This is a genomic window from Streptomyces lasiicapitis (genome assembly GCF_014646335.1).
GTDB classification, from domain to species: Bacteria; Actinomycetota; Actinomycetes; order Streptomycetales; family Streptomycetaceae; genus Streptomyces; species Streptomyces lasiicapitis.
In genome coordinates this window covers 277,112-297,201 of sequence record NZ_BMNG01000009.1, presented here as the reverse complement: position 1 = coordinate 297,201, position 20,090 = coordinate 277,112, and the positions used below count along the sequence as shown (strand labels likewise).

General features: G+C 72.0%; 2 protein-coding genes. Both read right to left on the bottom strand.

What is annotated here, in order from left to right; all coding sequences use genetic code 11:
• Positions 1 to 40 precede the first annotated feature (40 nt).
• Positions 41 to 10,417 (bottom strand): type I polyketide synthase, encoded by a 10,377-nt coding sequence (locus IEY91_RS21390; protein WP_373287996.1) that lies wholly within the window; start codon positions 10,415 to 10,417, stop codon positions 41 to 43.
• Between the two features lie 51 nt (positions 10,418 to 10,468).
• Positions 10,469 to 20,086, bottom strand: a complete 9,618-nt coding sequence (locus IEY91_RS21385) for a type I polyketide synthase (RefSeq protein WP_189175258.1) — start codon at positions 20,084 to 20,086, stop codon at positions 10,469 to 10,471.
• Positions 20,087 to 20,090 lie beyond the last annotated feature (4 nt).

Sequence of the window (20,090 nt, the reverse complement as noted above, 5' to 3'; positions counted from 1 at the left end):
TTCTTTAAAGTCAGGGGGTCAGAGGGCGCTGGACACCGGTTCAGGACAGCCCGAGCTCGTTGTCGATGAAGGCGAACAGTTCGTCGTTGGACGACGATCCGATCCGTTCGACCACCTCGGCGGAGCCGGAGTCGTCGGAAGCCTCGACCAGCTTCTCCAGGAGCTCCCTCAGCCGTCCGGCCACCTTCGTGCGCGCCTCGCCGTCGTCCATCACGTGGGAGAGCAAGGGCTCCAGCCTGTCGAGCTCGGCGAAGACCAGGGGCTCGCCCGTGCCGCCGTCCGGCAGGAGTTCCTCCCGCAGGTGGTCCACCAGCGCCGTGGGGGTCGGGTGGTCGAAGACCAGCACCGCCGACAGCCGCAGCCCGGTCTCCGCGTTGAGCCGGTTGCGCAGTTCCACCGTGGTCAGCGAGTCGAAGCCCATCTCCTTGAAGGCCATGTCGGGCTCCACCGCCTCCGGCGAGCCATGGCCGAGGACGGTGGCCACCTGCACCCGCACCAGGTCCAGCAGCGCCCGGTGTCGGTCGGCCGCGGAGAGACCAGCCAGGCGGTCCCGCAGCGACCCGGTGCCGGTGTGCGTGGTCTCCGACGCCGCGGCCCGGCGCCGGGGAACCCGCACCAGGCCGCGCAGCAGCGCGGGGACGTCGCCGGTGTGGGCCTGGACGCGCAGGGCGGCGAGGTCCACGTGGGTCGGCACGAGCACGGTCTCGTCGGTCCTGAGCGCGTCGTCGAACAGCGCGAGGCCCTCTCGCGAGCTGAGCGCGTTCAGCCCGGCTCGCGCGATGCGCTGGAGGTCCGCCTCGCCGAGGTCCCCGGTCATCTCACTGCGCTGCTCCCACATGCCCCAGGCCAGGGAGACCGCGGGGAGGCCGAGCCCGCGCCGCTGGTGTGCCAGGGCGTCCAGGAAGGCGTTGGCCGCGGCGTAGTTGGCCTGGCCGCCGCCACCGAAGTTGGAGGAGGCCGAGGAGAACACCACGAACGCGGAGAGGTCGAGGTCGCGGGTCAGCTCGTGCAGGTGCAGCGCCGCGTCCACCTTCGGACGCAGCACCCTGTCCACCCGCTCCGGCGTCAACGACTCCACCACACCGTCGTCCAGCACACCCGCCGCATGCACCACAGCCGACAACGGATACTCGGACCCGATCCCCGCCAGCAGACCCTCCACCGCGGCACGGTCAGCGACATCACACGCCACCGCCCGCGCCTCGGCACCCAGCCCCGCCAGCTCCGCCACCAACTCCACCGCACCCGGCGCCTCCACACCACGACGACTCGTCAGCACCAGAGAACGCACACCGTGCTCCACGACGAGGTGACGGGCCAGCAACGCGCCCAGACCACCCGTACCACCCGTGATCAGCACCGTGCCACGGCCGTCGAACGGCGGGGTCCCCGGTTCGGGCAGGTCCTCGGCCGGGACCACCCGGGCCAGACGCGCCGCGAGCACCCGTCCGTCCCGCACGGCCACCTGCGGCTCCTCGGCGGTCAGCGCCGCCCGTAGCGCCGACGACACGTCGCCGTGGTCCTCCGGGTCCAGGTCCACCAGCAGGAACTTCCCGGGGTGCTCGGTCTGCGCGGAGCGCAGCAGGCCCCACACGGCGGCCTCGGCCGGGGTGCGCACCTCACCGGAGGACCGGGCACCCATCGCACCGCGGGTCACGAACACCAGGTAGGAGTCGCCGAACCGCTCGTCGGTGACCCACGACCGCACCAGTTCCAGCGCGCGGTACGTGGCACCACGTACCCGTCCCGCCAGATCCGCCCCGTCGTCGATGCCGGCCGCGTCCGCGGCGCCCGCCACCATGACGACGTCCGGCGGCGTGGCCCCGGAGTCGACCGCCTCGCGCAGCGCGGCCAGATCCGCGTACGACACCACGTCGGCACCCGCGCCCTCCAGACCGGAGCGCACCCCCAGGCCGTCCGTGCCCAGCACGGCCCACGTCCCCTCGGAGGCCGGAGCCGGCGCGCCGACGGGAACGGGGGTCCAGTCCAGCCGGAAGAGCGAGTCATGCCCGGCCGCCGCGGAGCCGGGCGACTGGATCTGACCCTCCGCCACCAGCCGCAGCACCAGGGAGTCGACGGTAGCCACGGCCCGACCGCTGGTGTCGGCCACGGCGAGGCCGATCGAGTCGGGCCCGAGCGAGCTGAGGCGCACCCTCAGTTCCGAGGCGCCCGTGGCCCGCAGCGATACGCCGGTCCAGGAGAACGGAAGCCTGGCCAGCCCCGCCTCCTCCTGCGGCACGAACATGACGGCCTGGACCGCCGCGTCCAGCAGGGCCGGGTGCAGTCCGAACCGCTCCGCGTCCGACGCGTTCTCCTCGGGCAGACGCACCTCGGCGAAGACCTCGTCACCACGGATCCACACCGATCGCAGCCCCTGGAAGACCGGGCCGTAGGCGAAGCCGCCCGCGGCCATCCGGGCGTAGACGTCCTCGATGTCGATGCGTTCGGCGCCCTCCGGGGGCCATACGGCGAGGTCGGCCCGGCCGGTGTCGTCCTGCGCCCCGCTCCGCGCTAGCAGACCGGAGGCGTGCTGTGTCCACGGCTGCTCCATGGTGGAGTCCTCCGGCCGGGAGTACACGTTCAGCGAGCGCGTGCCGTTCTCGTCCGGTCCGCCCACCGCCAGCTGGAGATGGACCGCGCCCCGCTCGGGCAGCGCCAGCGGCGCCGTGAGGGTCAGCTCCTCGACCCGGTCGCATCCCACCTGGTCGGCGATGTGCAGGGCCAGTTCGAGGAAGGCGGTGCCGGGCAGCAGGATCGTGTCCTGCACCATGTGGTCGACGAGCCACGGGTCGGTCTGCGGCGAGAGGCGGCTGGTGAACAGGAAGCCGTCCGCGTCGGGCAGTTCGACGGCGGCGCCCAGCAGCGGATGCGTCGGCGGGACGAGCCCCACGGCGGTCACATCGCTGGCGAACGACGTCAGGGCCTCCAGCCAGTAGCGCTCGCGCTGGAAGGCGTACGTCGGCAGCTCGACCGTCCGCGCACCGCGCCCGGCGAAGACGGACTCCCACTCCACCGAGGCGCCGTGGACGTGGAGTTCGGCCAGCGCCGTCGTCAGCGCCCGCGCCTCGGGGCGGTCCTTGCGCAGCACCGCCACCATGACCGGCTCGGCGGTGCCCTCGGGACGGTCCGCCACGCAGTCCCGCGCCATCGCGGTGAGCACACCGTCGGGGCCGACCTCGACGAACCGGGTCACGCCCAGCTTCTCCAACGCCCGTACCCCGTCGGCGAACCGCACGGCTTCCCGCACATGGCGGACCCAGTACTCCGGCGAACACACCTCGTCCGCGCCCGCCGGCTCACCGGTCACATTGGAGACCAACGCGATGGTCGGCGGGGCGAAGGCCAGCTCTTCGACGACCTTGCGGAAGTCGCCGAGCATCGCGTCCATACGCGGGGAGTGGAAGGCGTGGCTGACGCTCAGGCGGCGGGTCTTACGGCCCTGCTCCGACCACTGGCCGGCGATCTCCAGTACGGCGGCCTCGTCACCGGCGATGACCACGGCCGTCGGGCCGTTGACGGCCGCGACACTCACCTCGGCCTCACGACCGGCGAGCGATCCGGAGATCTCCTCCTCGGACGCCTCGACGGCGACCATCGCGCCACCGGTCGGCAGCGCCTGCATCAGACGGCCACGCGCAGCCACCAGCGTGCACGCGTCCTGAAGCGAGAACACCCCGGCCACATGCGCGGCAGCGATCTCACCGATGGAGTGACCGACCAGCACATCCGGGGTGACACCCCAGTGCTCCAACAACCGGAACAACGCCACCTCGACCGCGAACAACGCGGGCTGCGTGAACGCCGTCCAGTTCAACAGCTCGGCATCCGCGCCCCCTTCGGCCGCGAACACCACCTCGCGCAGCGGACGGTCCAGCAGCACATCCAGATGCGCGCACACCTCGTCCCACGCGTCGGCGAACACCGGGAAGGCGTCGTACAACTCCCGCCCCATACCCAGGCGTTGCGCACCCTGACCCGAGAACAGGAACGCCGTCCTGCCGGCCGCCCCCGCCGTGCCCCGTACGACGCCGGGCGCGGTCTCGCCCTTCGCGAGGGCGTCGAGGGCGCGCAGCATGTCCGCGCGGTCCTCGCCCACCAGGGCGGCCCGCTGGTCGAAGAGCGAGCGGGTCGTCGCCAGGGAATAGCCGACGTCCGCAGTGGGCGTGAACTCTTCGGTAAGAGTGGCGAGTTGGTCCCGCAGCCGCTCGGCCTGGCCCCGCAGGGCGGCGTCGGTCCTGCCGGAGAGGATCCACGGCACCGGGGCCGCGGTGGTGTCCGGGGCGGCCGTGGCCCGCGGCGTCTCCGGCTCGTCGGCGACCGGCGCCTGCTCGATGATCGTGTGTGCGTTGGTGCCGCTCACACCGAAGGCGGACACCGCCGCCCGGCGCGGACGGTCCGTCTCCGGCCAGGGCACCGTCTCGGTCAGCAGCTCGACGTCGCCCGCCGACCAGTCCACATGCGGTGTCGCCTCGTCCACGTGCAAGGTCTTGGGCAGGACGCCCTCACGCATGGCCATCACCATCTTGATGACACCCGCGACACCGGCGGCGGCCTGCGTATGACCGATGTTCGACTTGATGGCGCCCAGCAGCAACGGCCGGCCCTCGGAGCGGCCCTGGCCGTACGTGGCCAGCAGTGCCTGCGCCTCGATCGGGTCGCCGAGGGGCGTGCCGGTGCCATGGGCCTCGACCACGTCCACATCGGCGGAGGCCAGCCGGGCACCGGCCAGCGTCTGCTCGATCAGCCGCTGCTGCGACGGGCCGTTGGGCGCCGTAAGACCATTGCTGGCGCCGTCCTGGTTGATCGCCGAACCCCGGATGACGGCCAGCACCTTGTGGCCGTTGCGCTGGGCGTCCGACAGCCGCTCCACCAGGAGCATGCCCACGCCCTCGGACCAGCCGGTGCCGTCGGCCGACGCCGCGAACGCCTTGCAGCGGCCGTCGAACGACAGCACGCGCTGGGCGCTGAACTCGATGAACGTGCCCGGTGTGGCCATGATCGTCACACCGCCGGCCAGCGCCACGGAGGACTCCCCCTGGCGCAGCGACTGCACGGCCATGTGCAGGGCGACCAGCGACGACGAGCACGCGGTGTCCACCGTGACGGCCGGGCCCTCGAAGCCGAAGGTGTAGGAGATACGGCCGGAGGAGACGCTGGGGGCGCTGCCGAGGCCGAGGTACCCCTCCACTCCTTCGGCGTCCCTCAGGATGCGTGAACCGTAGTCGTGGTAGTTGGAGCCGACGAAGACTCCGGTCTGGCTTCCGCGCAGCACCACGGGGTCGATGCCGGCGCGCTCGAACGCCTCCCAGGACGTCTCAAGGAGCAGCCGCTGCTGCGGGTCGATCGCCATCGCCTCGCGCGGCGAGATCCCGAAGAACGCCGGGTCGAAGTGGCCGACCTCGTCGAGGAAGCCGCCCGCCCGGACGTAGCTGGTACCGGACTTCTCGGGATCCGGGTCGTAGAGGCTGTCGGTGTCCCAGTCGCGGTCCTCGGGGAACCCGGAGATCACATCGCTCTCGGTCATCAGCAGGTCCCACAGCGCCTCGGGGGTGCGTACCCCGCCGGGGAACCGGCAGCTCATGCCGATGATGGCGATCGGCTCATCGGTGGCGACGGGCTTGTCGAGCGCCTCCGGCCGCTTGGGCGCGGCGGCGGCGCCCCCGGTGACCGGCCGCTCGCCGAACATCTCGGTGTGCAGATACCGGGCCAGAACGGTGGCGGTCGGGTAGTCGAAGACACAAGTGACCGGCAGCCGGAGGCCGGTGACCACGCCGAGGCGGTTGCGCAGTTCGACGGCGGTCAGCGAGTCGAAGCCGAGGTCGCGGAAGGCGCGCTCGGCCTCCACCGCGTCGGCGCTGTCGTAGCCGAGGACGTCGGCGGCCTGGTTGCGCACCAGCTCCAGGAGGAGCTTGGGCTGCTCGGCGGGGGACAGCTCCGCCATCTCCCGGCGCAGCGCGGAGATCGCGTCGTCGCCGTCGCCCGCGCCGCCACCAGCGGTGGCAGCGGCAGCGGGGCGGTTCAGCTCGGGCACCTCGCGGAACAGCGCGTTCGGACGGGAGCCGACGAACTCCGGCTGGAAGCGGTCCCAGTCGATCTCGGCGATGACCAGGAACGTCTCGTCCAGTTCAAGCGCCTGCTGCATTCCGGAGATCGCCAGCTCGGGCAGCATCCCGACCACGCCGGAACGGTCCATCCGCTCGCCGACCCGGCCGGAGCCGAGTCCACCACCGGCCCAGGCGCCCCAGGCGATCGAGGTGGCCGGAAGGCCATCCGCGCGCCGCTGCAACGCCAACGCGTCGAGGTAGGAATTACCTGCCGCATAGCTGCCCTGCCCCGGGCCGCCCAGTGTGGCGGCGCCGGAGGAGAAGAGCACGAAGGCCGACAGGTCCATCCCGGCGGTCAGTTCGTGCAGATTCCGTGCCGCGTCCACCTTCGGACGCAACACCCCAGCCGCCCGCTCCACCGTCAGAGCGTCCACAACACCGTCGTCCAGCACACCCGCCGTATGCACCACGGCGGTCAGCGGCAACTCCTGCGGGATCGCGTCCAGCACCGCCGCCAACGCCTCACGGTCCGCCGCATCACACGCCGCCACCGTCACCCGGGCACCCAGACCCTCCAGCTCCGCCTTCAACTCAGCGGCGCCCCCAGCCTCCATCCCCCGACGACTCGTCAGCACCAGATGCTCAGCACCCGTACGCGCCAGCCAACGAGCCACATGGCCACCCAGCGCACCCGTACCACCCGTCACCAACACCGAACCCCGGCTCTGCCAGGACCCTCGGCCCTCCGCGTCCTCAGCCGCCGCGGCCCGCACCATGCGCTTGGCGAACACACCGGAGCCGCGCACCGCGACCTGGTCCTCGCCCTCCGCACCCGCCAGCACCCCGACCAGACGGGCCGCCGCACGGCTGTCCACGGTCTCGGGCAGATCGACCGCGCCACCCCAGCGCTGGGGATACTCCGCCCCCACGATCCGGCCCAGACCCCACACCATCGACTGCACCGGGCTCACCAGCCGGTCGGAACGACCCACCGACACCGCACCCCGGGTACCGCACCACAGCGGAGCCGTCACACCCGCATCACCCAGCCCCTGGACCAGCCCCACCATCGCGGCAAACCCAGCAGGAACACCCCCGAAGGCCCCATGCCCCGACTCGTCCAGCGCCAGCAGCGAGAACACACCCGCCACGCCCGACGGCTCCACCGCCGCCCCGCCAAGCGCCCCACGCAGCCGCTCCGCGACCACCTCGCGGTCGTTGCCCGATGCGTCCAGCACCACGCGGACGACAGCGGCCCCGTTCGCCTCAAGCCCGTTCACCGTGGCGGACACGAGGGCGTCATCGGCGTGCGACGCGGGAAGGACGACGAGCCAGGTGCCCGAGAGGGCCGCGTCGGTGGCGGACGCCAGGGGCTTCCAGACCACCTTGTAACGCCAGCTGTCCACCGTGTTCTGCTCACGCCGCTGACGACGCCACGACGACAACGCCGGAAGCAACGCCGTCAACGACGACTGCGCCTCCTCACCCTCCACCTCCAACGTGCGGACCAGCGCCTCCAGGTCCTCGCGCTCGACGGCCTCCCAGAAACGGGCGTCCACCGCGTCCGCGCCCAGGGCGTCGGCGGTGGCCGACATCTCCCAGGCCGACACGTCCAGCCAGTACCGCTGACGCTGGAAGGCGTACGTCGGCAGGTCCACCCGGTGGGCGCTCCGGCCCTCGATCAGGGCGGTCCAGTCGACCTCGACGCCGTTCACGAACACCTCGGCGGCGGAGGTCAGGAACCGCTCCAGGCCGCCCTCGTCGCGGCGCAGGGTGCCGATGACCACGGCCTGCGTCTGAGCGGCCTCGACGGTCTGCTGCACCGGCAGGGTCAGCACCGGGTGCGGGCTCGCCTCGATGAACACGGTGTGACCGTCATCCAGCAGCGTGCGGGTAGTGTCCTCCAGCTCGACCGTCTGGCGGAGATTGCGGTACCAGTACTCGGCGTCCAGCCCGGCGGTGTCCACCAGCTCGCCGAACACCGTCGAGTAGAACGGCACTTCGGAGGCACGCGGCTTCAGGTCCGCCAGAGCCCTCAGCAACTCCTCGCGGATCTCCTCCACGTGGGCGGAGTGCGAGGCGTAATCCACCGGGACACGGCGGACCCGGACCTCCTCACCCTCCAGCTGGGTGACCATCTCATCCAGCGCACCCGCGTCACCCGACACCACAACCGAACCGGGGCCGTTGACCGCAGCAACGGATATCGCACCGTTCCAGGCGGCGATACGCTCCCTGGCCTGGTCCACCGGCAGCCCGACCGACACCATGCCACCACGACCCGCAAGACCCACCGCGATCGCCTGCGAGCGCAAGGCCACCACCTTCGCCGCGTCCTCCAGCGACAGCGCACCCGCCACACACGCCGCGGCGATCTCACCCTGGCTGTGACCCATCACCGCATCCGGCTCCACACCCACCGAACGCCACAGCTTCGCCAACGACACCATCACCGCGAACAACACCGGCTGCACCACATCCACCCGGTCAAAACCAGGCGCACCCTCAACACCACGCAGCACATCCGTCAACGACCAGTCCACATAAGCCGACAAAGCCGACTCACACTCACCGATCGATTCGGCGAACACCGGCGAGGACTCCAGCAGCTCCACCGCCATACCGAGCCACTGCGCCCCCTGACCCGGGAACACAAACACCGAACGGCCGGCGTCGCCGGTCCTCCCGCGTACCACTCCGTTCGACGTCGACGTGACGGTGTCCTCGGCGATCGCCTCAAGGCCCTGGAGGAGTGCCTCGCGGTCGGCTCCGGTCACCACGGCCCGGTGCTCGAAGGCGGACCGGGTCGTGGCCAGTGAGAGAGCCACCTCCGCCACGTTCAACTCCGGGCGTTCCGCGAGGAATTCACGCAGCTGCCCGGCCTGCGCCCGCAGCGCCTCCGCGCCACGGCCCGACACCGGCCACGCCACCGGACCGTCGGCGGCCTCGGCCTCAACGGCCTCCGTCTCCTCGGCCTCGGGAGCCTGCTCCAGGATGGTGTGCACATTGGTGCCGCTCATGCCGAACGAGGACACCGCGGCGCGCCGCGGGTGCTCCCGGTCCGGCCACGGGATCGAGTCGTTCAGCAGGGAGACGGCGCCGCCGGTCCAGTCGATGTGCGGCGAGGGCTCGTCCGCGTGGAGCGTCTTGGGCAGCACACCCGCACGCATGGCCATCACCATCTTGATGACACCCGCGACACCGGCGGCGGCCTGTGTGTGTCCGATGTTGGACTTGATGCCTCCCAGCCACAGTGGCTGGTCCGCGGGCCGGTCCTGCCCGTACGTGGCCATCAGCGCCTGCGCCTCGATCGGGTCACCCAGCGTCGTGCCCGTACCGTGCGCCTCGACCGCGTCGACCTCGGCGGCCGACAAGCGGGCGCTGGTCAGCGCCTGCCGGATGACGCGCTGCTGCGAGATGCCGTTGGGCGCCGTCAGACCGTTGGACGCGCCGTCCTGGTTGATGGCGGAGCCCCGCACGATGCCCAGCACCTGGTGGCCGTTGCGCTGGGCGTCGGACAGCCTCTCCACGAGCAGCATGCCGACGCCCTCGCCCCAGCCCGTGCCGTCGGCCGCGGCTCCGAACGGCTTGCACCGGCCGTCCGCGGCGAGGCCGCGCTGCCGGCTGAACTGGACGAACGCCGACGGGGTGGACATCACCGTGACACCACCGGCCAGCGCGAGTGTGCACTCGCGCTGGCGCAGCGCCTGAACGGCGAGGTGCAGGGCCACGAGGGACGACGAACAGGCCGTGTCCACGGAGAGCGCGGGGCCCTCCAGACCCATGGTGTAGGAGATCCGGCCGGAGACGATGCTCGCCGCGTTGCCGGTGCCCGAGTGGCCCTCGACATCCTCCAGGCTCTCGGCCGCGCCGAGCGTGAGCATGGAGTAGTCCTGGCCGTTGGTGCCGACGAACACACCGGTCCTGCTGCCCCGCAGGGACATCGGGTCGATGCCCGCGCGCTCGCACGCCTCCCAGGACGTCTCAAGGAGCAGCCGCTGCTGGGGGTCCATCGACAGCGCCTCACGCGGGGAGATCCCGAAGAACGCCGGGTCGAACCGGTCGGCGTTCTCCAGGAAACCGCCCTCGGTCGTATAGCTGGTGCCGGGACGGTCCGGGTCCTCGTCGTAGAGGGCGTCGATGTCCCAGCCCCGGTCCATGGGGAATTCCGCGATCGCGTCGGTACCGTCCGCCACCACGCGCCACAGGTCTTCGGGAGAGCTCACCCCGCCGGGGAACCGGCAGCTCATGGCGACGATCGCGATCGGTTCCTGGTCGGCCGACTCGGCCTCGAGCAGGCGCTGGCGGGTCTGCTGGAGATCCGCGGTCACCCGCTTGAGATAGTCGAGAAGCTTCTCTTCGTTCATTGTTATGTCACCCATGGAAGTAGTAAGGAACGACCCTCGGGAACCGACCGCGCCGGCTCAGGAGATCCCGAGCTCCTTGTCGATGAAGTCGAAGATCTCGTCCGACGTCGCCGACTGGATCTTGTCCGAAACCGCCTTCTTGCCGGAGTTGCGCGAATCCTGCTCCGCCTCTCCCCACTTCAGGAGGAGCGCCTGCAGACGCGTCGTGATCCTCGGCCGGTCCACGTCGTCGGCGGAGATCGTGGCCATCGCCGCTTCGATCCGGTCCAGCTCACCGAGGATCGGTGTGGCCGCCGAGACCCCGTCCTCGACGACATCGGTACGCAGTCGCCGGGCGAGCGCCACGGGCGTCGGGTGGTCGAAGACGATCGTCGCGGGCAGGCGCAGGCCCGTCGCCGCGTCGAGCCGGTTCCGCAGTTCGACGGCGGTCAGCGAGTCGAAGCCGAGTTCCCGGAAGGCCCGCTGGGACTCGACCGACTCCACCGACGGGAAGCCGAGTACGACGGCCACCTGGGTGGCGACCAGGTCGAGCAGTGCTCGTTCCTGCTCCGCCTCCGGCAGTCCGGCGAGCCGCTCGCGCAGTTCCGAACCACCGCTCTCGAACTGGGCGGAGGCACCGCCCGCGGTCGCGGCCTCCAGGATCCGCCGGGCCTCGGGCATCTCGTCCAGCAGCCTGCTGGCCCGTACGGCGGTGTAGGACGGGACGAATCGCTCCCAGTCGAGGTCGGCGATCGCCAGGTGTGTCTCCTGGAGGTCAAGGGCCTGCTGGAGTGCCATGACCGCAAGGTCCGGCGTCATCGCGGCCATGCCGCCGCGCCGCAGCCGGTCCTCCAGCGCCCCGTCGACCGCCATGCCGCCCTCGGCCCACGGGCCCCAGGCCACCGAGGTGGCGGCGAGACCCTGGGCCCGGCGCTGCTGTGCCAGGGCGTCGAGGAAGGCGTTGGCCGCCGCGTAACTGCCCTGGCCGGCCCCGCCGATCGCCCCGGCGAGCGAGGAGAACAGCACGAACGCGGACAGGTCGAGACCCTTGGTGAGCTCGTGCAGATGGCGGGCCCCGTCCACCTTGGGACGCAGCACGCCCGCCACCCGCTCCACCGACATCGAGTCCAGGACGCCGTCGTCCAGGACGCCCGCCGCGTGCACGACGGCGTTCAGCGGATACCGCTCGGGGACGGCGGCCAGTACGGCGGCCAGGGCGTCGCGGTCGGCGGTGTCACAGGCCGCGATGGTCACCTCGGCGCCCAGGGCGGTGAGTTCGTCGCGCAGTTCGGCCGCGCCGTCGGCTTCCAGGCCACGGCGGCTGGTCAGCACCAGGTGCTCGGCGCCGGCGCCCGCCAGCCACCGGGCCACCTGGCTGCCCACTCCCCCGGTGCCGCCGGTCACAAGGACCGAGCCACGCGCGCTCCACGGCCGGGCCGTGGTCCGCGGCGCGGCGGCCCGCACCAGGCGCCGGGTGAACACGCCGGACGTGCGCACCGCCACCTGGTCCTCGAACTCGCCCGCACCACCGCCCAGCACACCGGACAGCCGGTTCGCGGCCCGCTCGTCCAGCGTCTCCGGGAGGTCCACCAGACCGCCCCAGAGCTTGGGGTGCTCCAGTCCGGCGACCCGGCCGAGGCCCCAGATCTGCGCCTGGGCGGCGCTGCGCAGAGTGTCGGATCCGGTCACCGCCACGGCGCCTCGGGTCGCCACCCACAGCGGAGCCTCGACACCGGCGTCCACGAGTGCCTGCAGCGCGACGAGGTTCAGCGCGAGCCCTCGCGGCACCACCGTGTGCCCGGCGCAGGGGTCCTCATCCAGGGCCAGCAGGGAGAGCACCCCGCTGACGGCCCCGTCGGACGCGCCTTCGACCGCGGTGCGCAGCTGCTCGGCGACCGCCGCGCGGTCGATGTCCGCCGCACCGTCGAGCACGATCCGCGCCACGTCCGCGCCCTGCCGCTCGAGCATGGTCACCGCGGAGGTGACCAGCGCGTCGTCGGCGTACGGCTGGGGAACCATGACCATCCAGGTGCCGGTCAGCGCCCGCTCCGAGAGCTCGGACACCGCGTTCCACGCGATCTGGTAGCGCCAGCCGTCCACCGTGGACCGCTCACGGTGGCCCTTGCGGTACGACGACAGGGCGGGGAGCACCTCGGTCAGCGAGGCGTTTCCGTCCACGTGCAGCGCGGTGGTCAGCGCCTCCAGGTCCTCGCGCTCGACCGCGTCCCAGAACCGGGCGTCGACCGGGTCCACGGAGGCGGAGGGGTCGGAGGCACCGCCCTCGGGGGCATCCAGCCAGTACCGCTGCCGCTGGAACGCGTACGTCGGTAGCTCGACCCGCCGGACGTCCTGGCCGGCGAACAGGGCCTCCCAGTCGACGGTGGCGCCGTGGACGTGGAGTTCGGCCAGCGCCGTCGTCAGCGCCTGGGCCTCGGCGCGGTCCTTGCGCAGCGCGGGCACCACGACGGGGGCCGAAGTCTCCTCCGCCGTCAGGCACTCCCGTGCCATCGCCGCGAGCACACCGTCGGGGCCGACCTCGAAGAACCTGGTCACGCCCACGTTCTCCAGGGAGCGCAGCCCGTCCAGGAAGCGTACGGCCTCCCGCACATGGCGCACCCAGTACTCCGGCGAGCACACCTCGTCGGCGCCCGCCGACTTGCCCGTCACATTGGATACCAGGGCGATGACGGGCGGGGCGAACGACAGCCCCTCGACGACCTTGCGGAAGTCGTCCAGCATCGCGTCCATACGCGGCGAGTGGAAGGCGTGGCTGACCCGCAGCCGACGGGTCTTACGGCCCTGCTCCGCCCACTGTCCGGCGATCTCCAGCACCGGCGCCTCGTCACCCGCGATGACCACGGCCGTCGGGCCGTTGACCGCAGCGACACTCACCTCGGCCTCACGACCGATCAGCGACGGAGCGATCTCCTCCTCGGATGCCTCGATGGCGACCATCGCCCCACCCTCGGGCAGGGCCTGCATCAGCCGGCCACGGGCCGCGACCAGCGTGCACGCGTCCTGAAGCGAGAACACCCCCGCCACATGCGCGGCGGCGATCTCACCGATGGAGTGGCCGATCACCACATCCGGTGCCACACCCCACGCGGACAGCAGCCGGAACAGCGCCACTTCGATGGCGAACAGCGCGGGCTGCGTGAACGCCGTCCGGTCCAGCAGCTCGGCGTCCGCGCCGCCCTCGGCCGCGAACATCACGTCCTTCAGCGGACGGTCCAGCAGCACATCCAGATGTGCGCACACCTCGTCCAGGGCGCGTGCGAACACCGGGAACGCCTCGTACAACTCCCGCCCCATACCCAGGCGTTGCGCACCCTGACCCGAGAACAGAAACGCCGTGATCCCCGTCGGAGTCGCGACCGAGCGCACGACGCCGGGGGCGTCCTCGGCGGTGGCGACGGCCTCAAGACCGCGCAGCAGCTCCGCACGGTCCGCGCCGGTCAGTACGGCACGGTGCTCGAACACCGAACGGGTGGCGACCAGGGAGTAGCCCACGTCCTTCAGGCTCAGCTCCGGACGTGCGATCAGCTGTGCCCGCAGCCGCCGTGCCTGGGCCCGCAGCCCGTCCGCGCTCCGGGCGGAGAGCGTCCAGGGCGCCGTGCCGCGGTCGTCGGGAGACGCCACCTCGGCCGGTCGTGTGTCCTCGGCGTCCGAGGGGGCCTGCTCGATGATGGTGTGCGCGTTGGTGCCGCTCACGCCGAAGGCGGAGACACCGGCCCGGCGCGGCTGCCCGGTCTCGGGCCACTCGGTGGCCTCCGTCAGCAGCCGCACCTCACCCGCCGACCAGTCCACCTGACTCGACGGCTCATCCACATGCAGCGTCTTCGGCAGGACGCCGTGCCGCATCGCCATGACCATCTTGATGACACCGGCGAGTCCGGACGCGGCCTGGGTGTGGCCGATGTTCGACTTCAGCGCGCCCAGCAGCAGCGGGCGGCCCTCCGGCCGGTCCTGGCCGTAGGTGGCCAGCAGCGCCTGCGCCTCGATCGGGTCACCCAGCGAGGTGCCCGTACCGTGCGCCTCCACCACGTCCACCTCGGCGGCCGACACCCCGGCGCTGGCGAGCGCCTGCCGGATCACCCGCTGCTGCGACGGCCCGTTGGGCGCCGTAAGACCATTGCTGGCACCGTCCTGGTTGACGGCCGAACCACGCACGATGCCCAGCACCTGGTGGCCGTTGCGCCGCGCGTCCGACAGCCGCTCCACGAGCAGCACATCGGCGCCCTCGCTCCAGCCCGTACCGTCCGCGCCCTCCGCGAACGGCTTGCAGCGGCCGTCGGGCGCGAGCCCGCCCTGCCGGCTGAACTCGACGAACGCCATCGGGGTGGCCATCACCGCCACACCGCCGACCAGCGCCATGTCGCACTCGCCCTGACGCAGCGACTGCACCGCCAGATGCAGCGCGACCAGCGACGACGAACACGCGGTGTCCACCGTGATGGCGGGACCTTCCAGGCCGTACGTGTAGGCGAGACGGCCGGAGACGACGCTGCCCGCGTTACCAGTGAGCAGATGGCCCTCGACGTCCTCGGGCACCGTCTCCAGGTTGGTGCCGTATCCGGAGCCCGAGAAGCCGACGAACACACCGGTCTGGCTGCCCCGCACCGATGCGGGGTTGATGCCCGCCCGCTCGAACGCCTCCCAGGAGGTCTCCAGGAGCAGGCGCTGCTGCGGGTCGGTCGCCAGGGCCTCGCGGGGCGAGATCCCGAAGAAGCCGGGGTCGAACTCGCCCGCGTCGTAGAGGAATCCGCCTTCCCGGGCGTAGAACGTGCCCGGCCGGTCCGGGTCGGGGTCGTACATGCCCGACAGGTCCCAGCCGCGGTCCGACGGGAACGACGAGATGGCGTCACCGCCGCCGTCGATCAGCTGCCACAGGTCCTCCGGGCTCCGCACCCCACCGGGCAGGCGGCAGCTCATGGAGACGATCGCGATGGGCTCGTCGTCCGCGCCGGAGCCCGCGGGGCCCCCGGGGCCGGTGGCCGGCGCCGGGGATGTGGTGCCCAGTACCTCGGTGCGCAGATGCGCCGCGAGCACGCCGGCGCTGGGGTAGTCGAAGACCAGCGTGGCGGGGAGGCCGAGACCGGTCTCGGCGGCCAGCCGGTTGCGCAGGTCGACCGCGGTCAGCGAGTCGAAGCCCAGGTCGCGGAAGGCCCGGTTCGGCTCGACCGTCTCGGCGGAGGAGTAGCCGAGTACGGAGGCGGCGTGCCTGCGCACCAGATCGAGCAGCGCCCGGTCCCGCTCGCCCTCGGTGAGCGGCTTCAGCCGTTCACGCAACTGGGCCCCGGCGGCGTCGGCGCTCTCGCCGTCGCCGCCCTTCGTCTCCAGCGCCAGGACCTCGTCGAGATCGCTCAGGAACGGGCTGGGCCGGACCGCGGTGAACGAGGGCGCGAACCGCTCCCAGTCCACGTCGACGACCGTGACCACACCGTCGTCACCGGCCACCGCGCGTTCCAGAGCGGCGATCGCCAACTGGGGCGCCATCGCGGGCAGTCCGCGCCGCGCCAGCTGCTCCCCCGCGTCGCCCCGGGTGGCCATGCCGTCCTCGGCCCAGGGGCCCCAGGAGACGGCAGTGCCCGCGAGACCCCGCGCACGGCGCCGCTCGACCAGCGCGTCCAGGAAGGCGTTTCCGGAGCCATAGACGCCCTGGCTGCCGCCGCCCCACACACCGGAGATGGAGGAGAAGACCACGAACGCGTCGAGCTCACGGTCGCCGAGCAGCTCATCCAGGTTGACGGCGCCCGCCACCTTGCCGGACACGACCGTCGCCGCGTCGGCAAGCTCCGTCTCCAGCAGGGAGGCCGCGAGCGTGACACCCGCCGCGTGCACCACCGCGGTGAGCGGCCGGTGCTCCGGTACGGCGTCCAGGACGGCGGCGAGCGCGTCGCGGTCGGCGGCGTCGCACGCGGCCACCGTCACCTCGGCGCCCATGCCCTCCAGCTCCGCCTTCAACTCGGCGGCGCCTTCGGCGTCGAGACCGCGGCGGCTGGTCAGCACCAGGTGCTCGGCGCCACTACGGACCAGCCAGCGGGCCACCTGCCCGCCGAGCCCGCCCGTGCCACCGGTCACCAGCACGGTGCCGCGCGCCCGCCACGAGGTCCCCTCGCCGACGCCCGGCGCGGACCGCACCAGACGGCGTACGAAGACACCGGAGCCGCGCACCGCGACCTGGTCCTCGCCGCCCTCGACGGACAGCACACCGGCCAGCCGTTCCGCACCGCGCCGGTCCAGCGTCTCGGGCAGATCGACCAGACCGCCCCACAGGGGCGGCAGTTCCAGACCGGCCACCCGGCCCAGCGCCCAGACCATCGCCTGCGCCGGGCTGGTGAGCCGGTCGGAACGGCCCACCGAGACGGCGCCGCGCGTACCGCACCACAGCCGGGCCGGAAGATCGGCCCCGACCATGGCCCGCACCAGCACCAGGGTCAGCGCATAGCCGCCCGACAGCGCCGGATACCCCGGGCAGGGCTCCTCGTCCAGGGCGAGCAGCGACAGCACACCGCCCAGTTCGGGCGCCTCGGCGGCCACCACACGCAGCCGCTCCGCCAGCACATCCGCGTCGAGGTCCCGCTCGTCCACGACGACCGGGACGACACTCGCGCCATGCCGTTCGAGCCCGGCGACAACGCCCGAGACCAGTTCGTCCTCGGCGCGGGACGCCGGAACCACCACGAGCCACGTCCCCGACAGCGAGCCGTCGGCGGCGTCGGAGAGCGGCTTCCACGAGACCCGATAGCGCCAGCCGTCGATCGTGGACCGGTCGCGGTTGTTGCGGTGATACGCGGACAGGGCAGGCAGCACGGCGCTCAGCGGCGCCTCGCTGTCGACCGCCAGCGTCCCCGCCAGCGACTCCAGGTCCTGGCGCTGCACCACGTCCCAGAACCGCTCGTCGACGGAACCGGTGCCATCGGCCACGCCTCCGCCGGGCGGCAGGCCGAATCCATCGAGCCAGTAGCGCTCGCGCTGGAAGGCGTACGTCGGCAGCTCGACCCGGCGGGCGCCACGGCCCTCCAGGGTGACGGCCCAGTCGACCTTGACGCCACGCGCGAACACCTCGGCGGCAGAGGTCAGGAACCGCTCGGCCCCGCCCTCGTCCCGCCTCAGGGTCCCGACGACCACGGCCTGCGCCTTGGCGGCCTCGACCGTCTGCTGCACCGGCAGGGTCAGCACCGGGTGCGGGCTCACCTCGATGAACACGCCATGCCCACTGCCGAGCAGGGTGCGGGTGGTGGCCTCCAGCTCAACCGTCTGGCGGAGATTGCGGTACCAGTACTCCGCGTCCAGACCGGCGGTGTCCACCAGCTCACCGAACACCGTCGAGTAGAACGGCACTTCGGAAGTACGGGGCCTCAGGTCCGCCAGAACCCTCAGCAACTCCTCCCGGATCTCCTCCACATGCGCGGAGTGCGAGGCGTAATCCACCGGGACACGGCGGACCCGGACCTCCTCACCCTCCAGCTGGGCGACCATCTCGTCCAGTGCACCCGCGTCACCGGACACCACGACGGAACCGGGGCCATTGACCGCCGCAACGGATATCGCACCGTTCCAAGCGGCGATACGCTCCCGCGCCTGGTCGACCGGAAGCCCGACCGAGACCATGCCACCCCGACCCGCCAGACCCGCGGCGATCGCCTGCGAACGCAGGGTCACCACCTTCGCCGCATCCTCCAGCGAGAGCGCACCCGCCACACACGCGGCGGCAATCTCGCCCTGGCTGTGACCCATCACCGCATCCGGCTCCACCCCCACCGAACGCCACAGCTTCGCCAGCGACACCATCACCGCGAACAACACCGGCTGCACCACATCCACCCGGTCAAACCCAGGCGCACCCTCAACACCACGCAGCACATCCGTCAACGACCAGTCCACATAAGCCGACAAAGCCGACTCACACTCACCGACCGCCTCCGCAAACACCGGCGAGGACTCCAGCAGCTCCACCGCCATACCCGCCCACTGCGCCCCCTGACCCGGGAACACAAACACCGAACGACCACGCACATCAGCAACACCACGAGTCACACCCGAGGCCACCTCGTCCCCGGCCAACACACCCAACCGCGCCAAAAGCTCCTCCCGGCCGGCACCCGTCACCACCCCACGGTGCTCGAACACCGAACGCGACGACACCAACGACAACGCCACATCGGCGGCGCTCAGCTCGGGGCGCCCGGCCACGAACTCCCGCAGCCGCCCGGCCTGCGCCCGCAGTCCGGCCGCGCTGCGGCCGGACACCACCCAGGCCACCGGACCGTCGACGGCCTCGGCCTCGGGCTCCGCCGCCTCCTCGGCCTCCGGAGCCTCCTCCAGGATCGCGTGCGCGTTCGTCCCGCTGATGCCGAACGAGGACACACCCGCCCGCCGGGGCTGCTCGGTCTCGGGCCAGGCGGTGGCCTCGGTGAGCAGCCGGATGTCGCCCTCGGACCAGTCGACCTGGGTGGACGGCTCGTCCGCGTGGAGGGTCTTGGGCAGCACACCCTCGCGCATGGCCATCACCATCTTGATGACCCCGCCGACACCGGCGGCGGCCTGGGAGTGGCCGATGTTGGACTTCAGCGAGCCCAGCCACAGCGGCCGGTCCTCCGCCCGCTCCTGGCCGTAGGTGGCCAGCAGCGCCTGCGCCTCGATCGGGTCACCCAGTGCGGTGCCCGTACCGTGCGCCTCGACCGCGTCCACGTCGGCCGGTGTCAAACCCGCGTTCTTCAGTGCCTGGCGGATCACCCGCCGCTGCGAGGGGCCGTTGGGAGCCGTAAGACCGTTGCTCGCGCCGTCCTGGTTCACCGCACTGCCCCGCACCACGGCAAGCACGGGGTGGCCGTTGCGCCGGGCGTCCGAGAGCCGCTCCAGGAGGAGCAGGCCCACGCCCTCGGCCCAGCCGGTGCCGTCGGCGCCCGCACCAAACGCCTTGCACCGGCCGTCGGGGGCGAGTCCGCCCTGCCGGCTGAACTCCACGAACATGCTGGGGGTGAACATGACCGCGACGCCGCCCGCCAGGGCCAGCGAGCACTCCTCCTGGCGGAGCGCCTGGCAGGCCAGGTGCAGGGCGACCAGCGACGACGAGCACGCGGTGTCCACCGTCACGGCTGGCCCTTCCAGGCCCAGGGTGTAGGCCACCCGGCCGGACACCACGGAGGTGGCGTTGCCCGCGAGCAGCAGCCCCTCGACGCCTTCGGGCATCTCGCTCACTCCGGCGCCGTAGCCAGAGGACGAAGCGCCGACGAACACACCGCCTTGGCTGCCCCGCACCGACGCCGGGTCGATCCCGGCGCGCTCGAACGCCTCCCACGCGGTCTCAAGGAGCAGCCGCTGCTGGGGGTCGGTGGCGAGTGCCTCCCGCGGGCTCATGGAGAAGAAGCCGGGGTCGAAGTCGCCGGGGGTGTCCAGGAATCCGCCCTCGCGGACGGAGAAGGTCCCGGACCGCTCCGCGTCGGGGTCGAAGAAGCCGTCGACGTCCCAGCCCCGGTCGGGCGGGAACTCGGTGATGCCGTCGCCGCCCTCGGCGACGAGCCGCCACAGCTCCTCCGGAGTCTTCACGCCTCCGGGGTACCGGCAGCTCATCGCCACGATGGCGATGGACTCCCGGTCCCGCTCCTCCACCTGTCGAAGTCGCCGACGAGCCTGACGCAGGTCAGCCGTCACCTTCTTGAGGTAGTCAAGGAGTTTTTCGTCTTCCGCCACTATC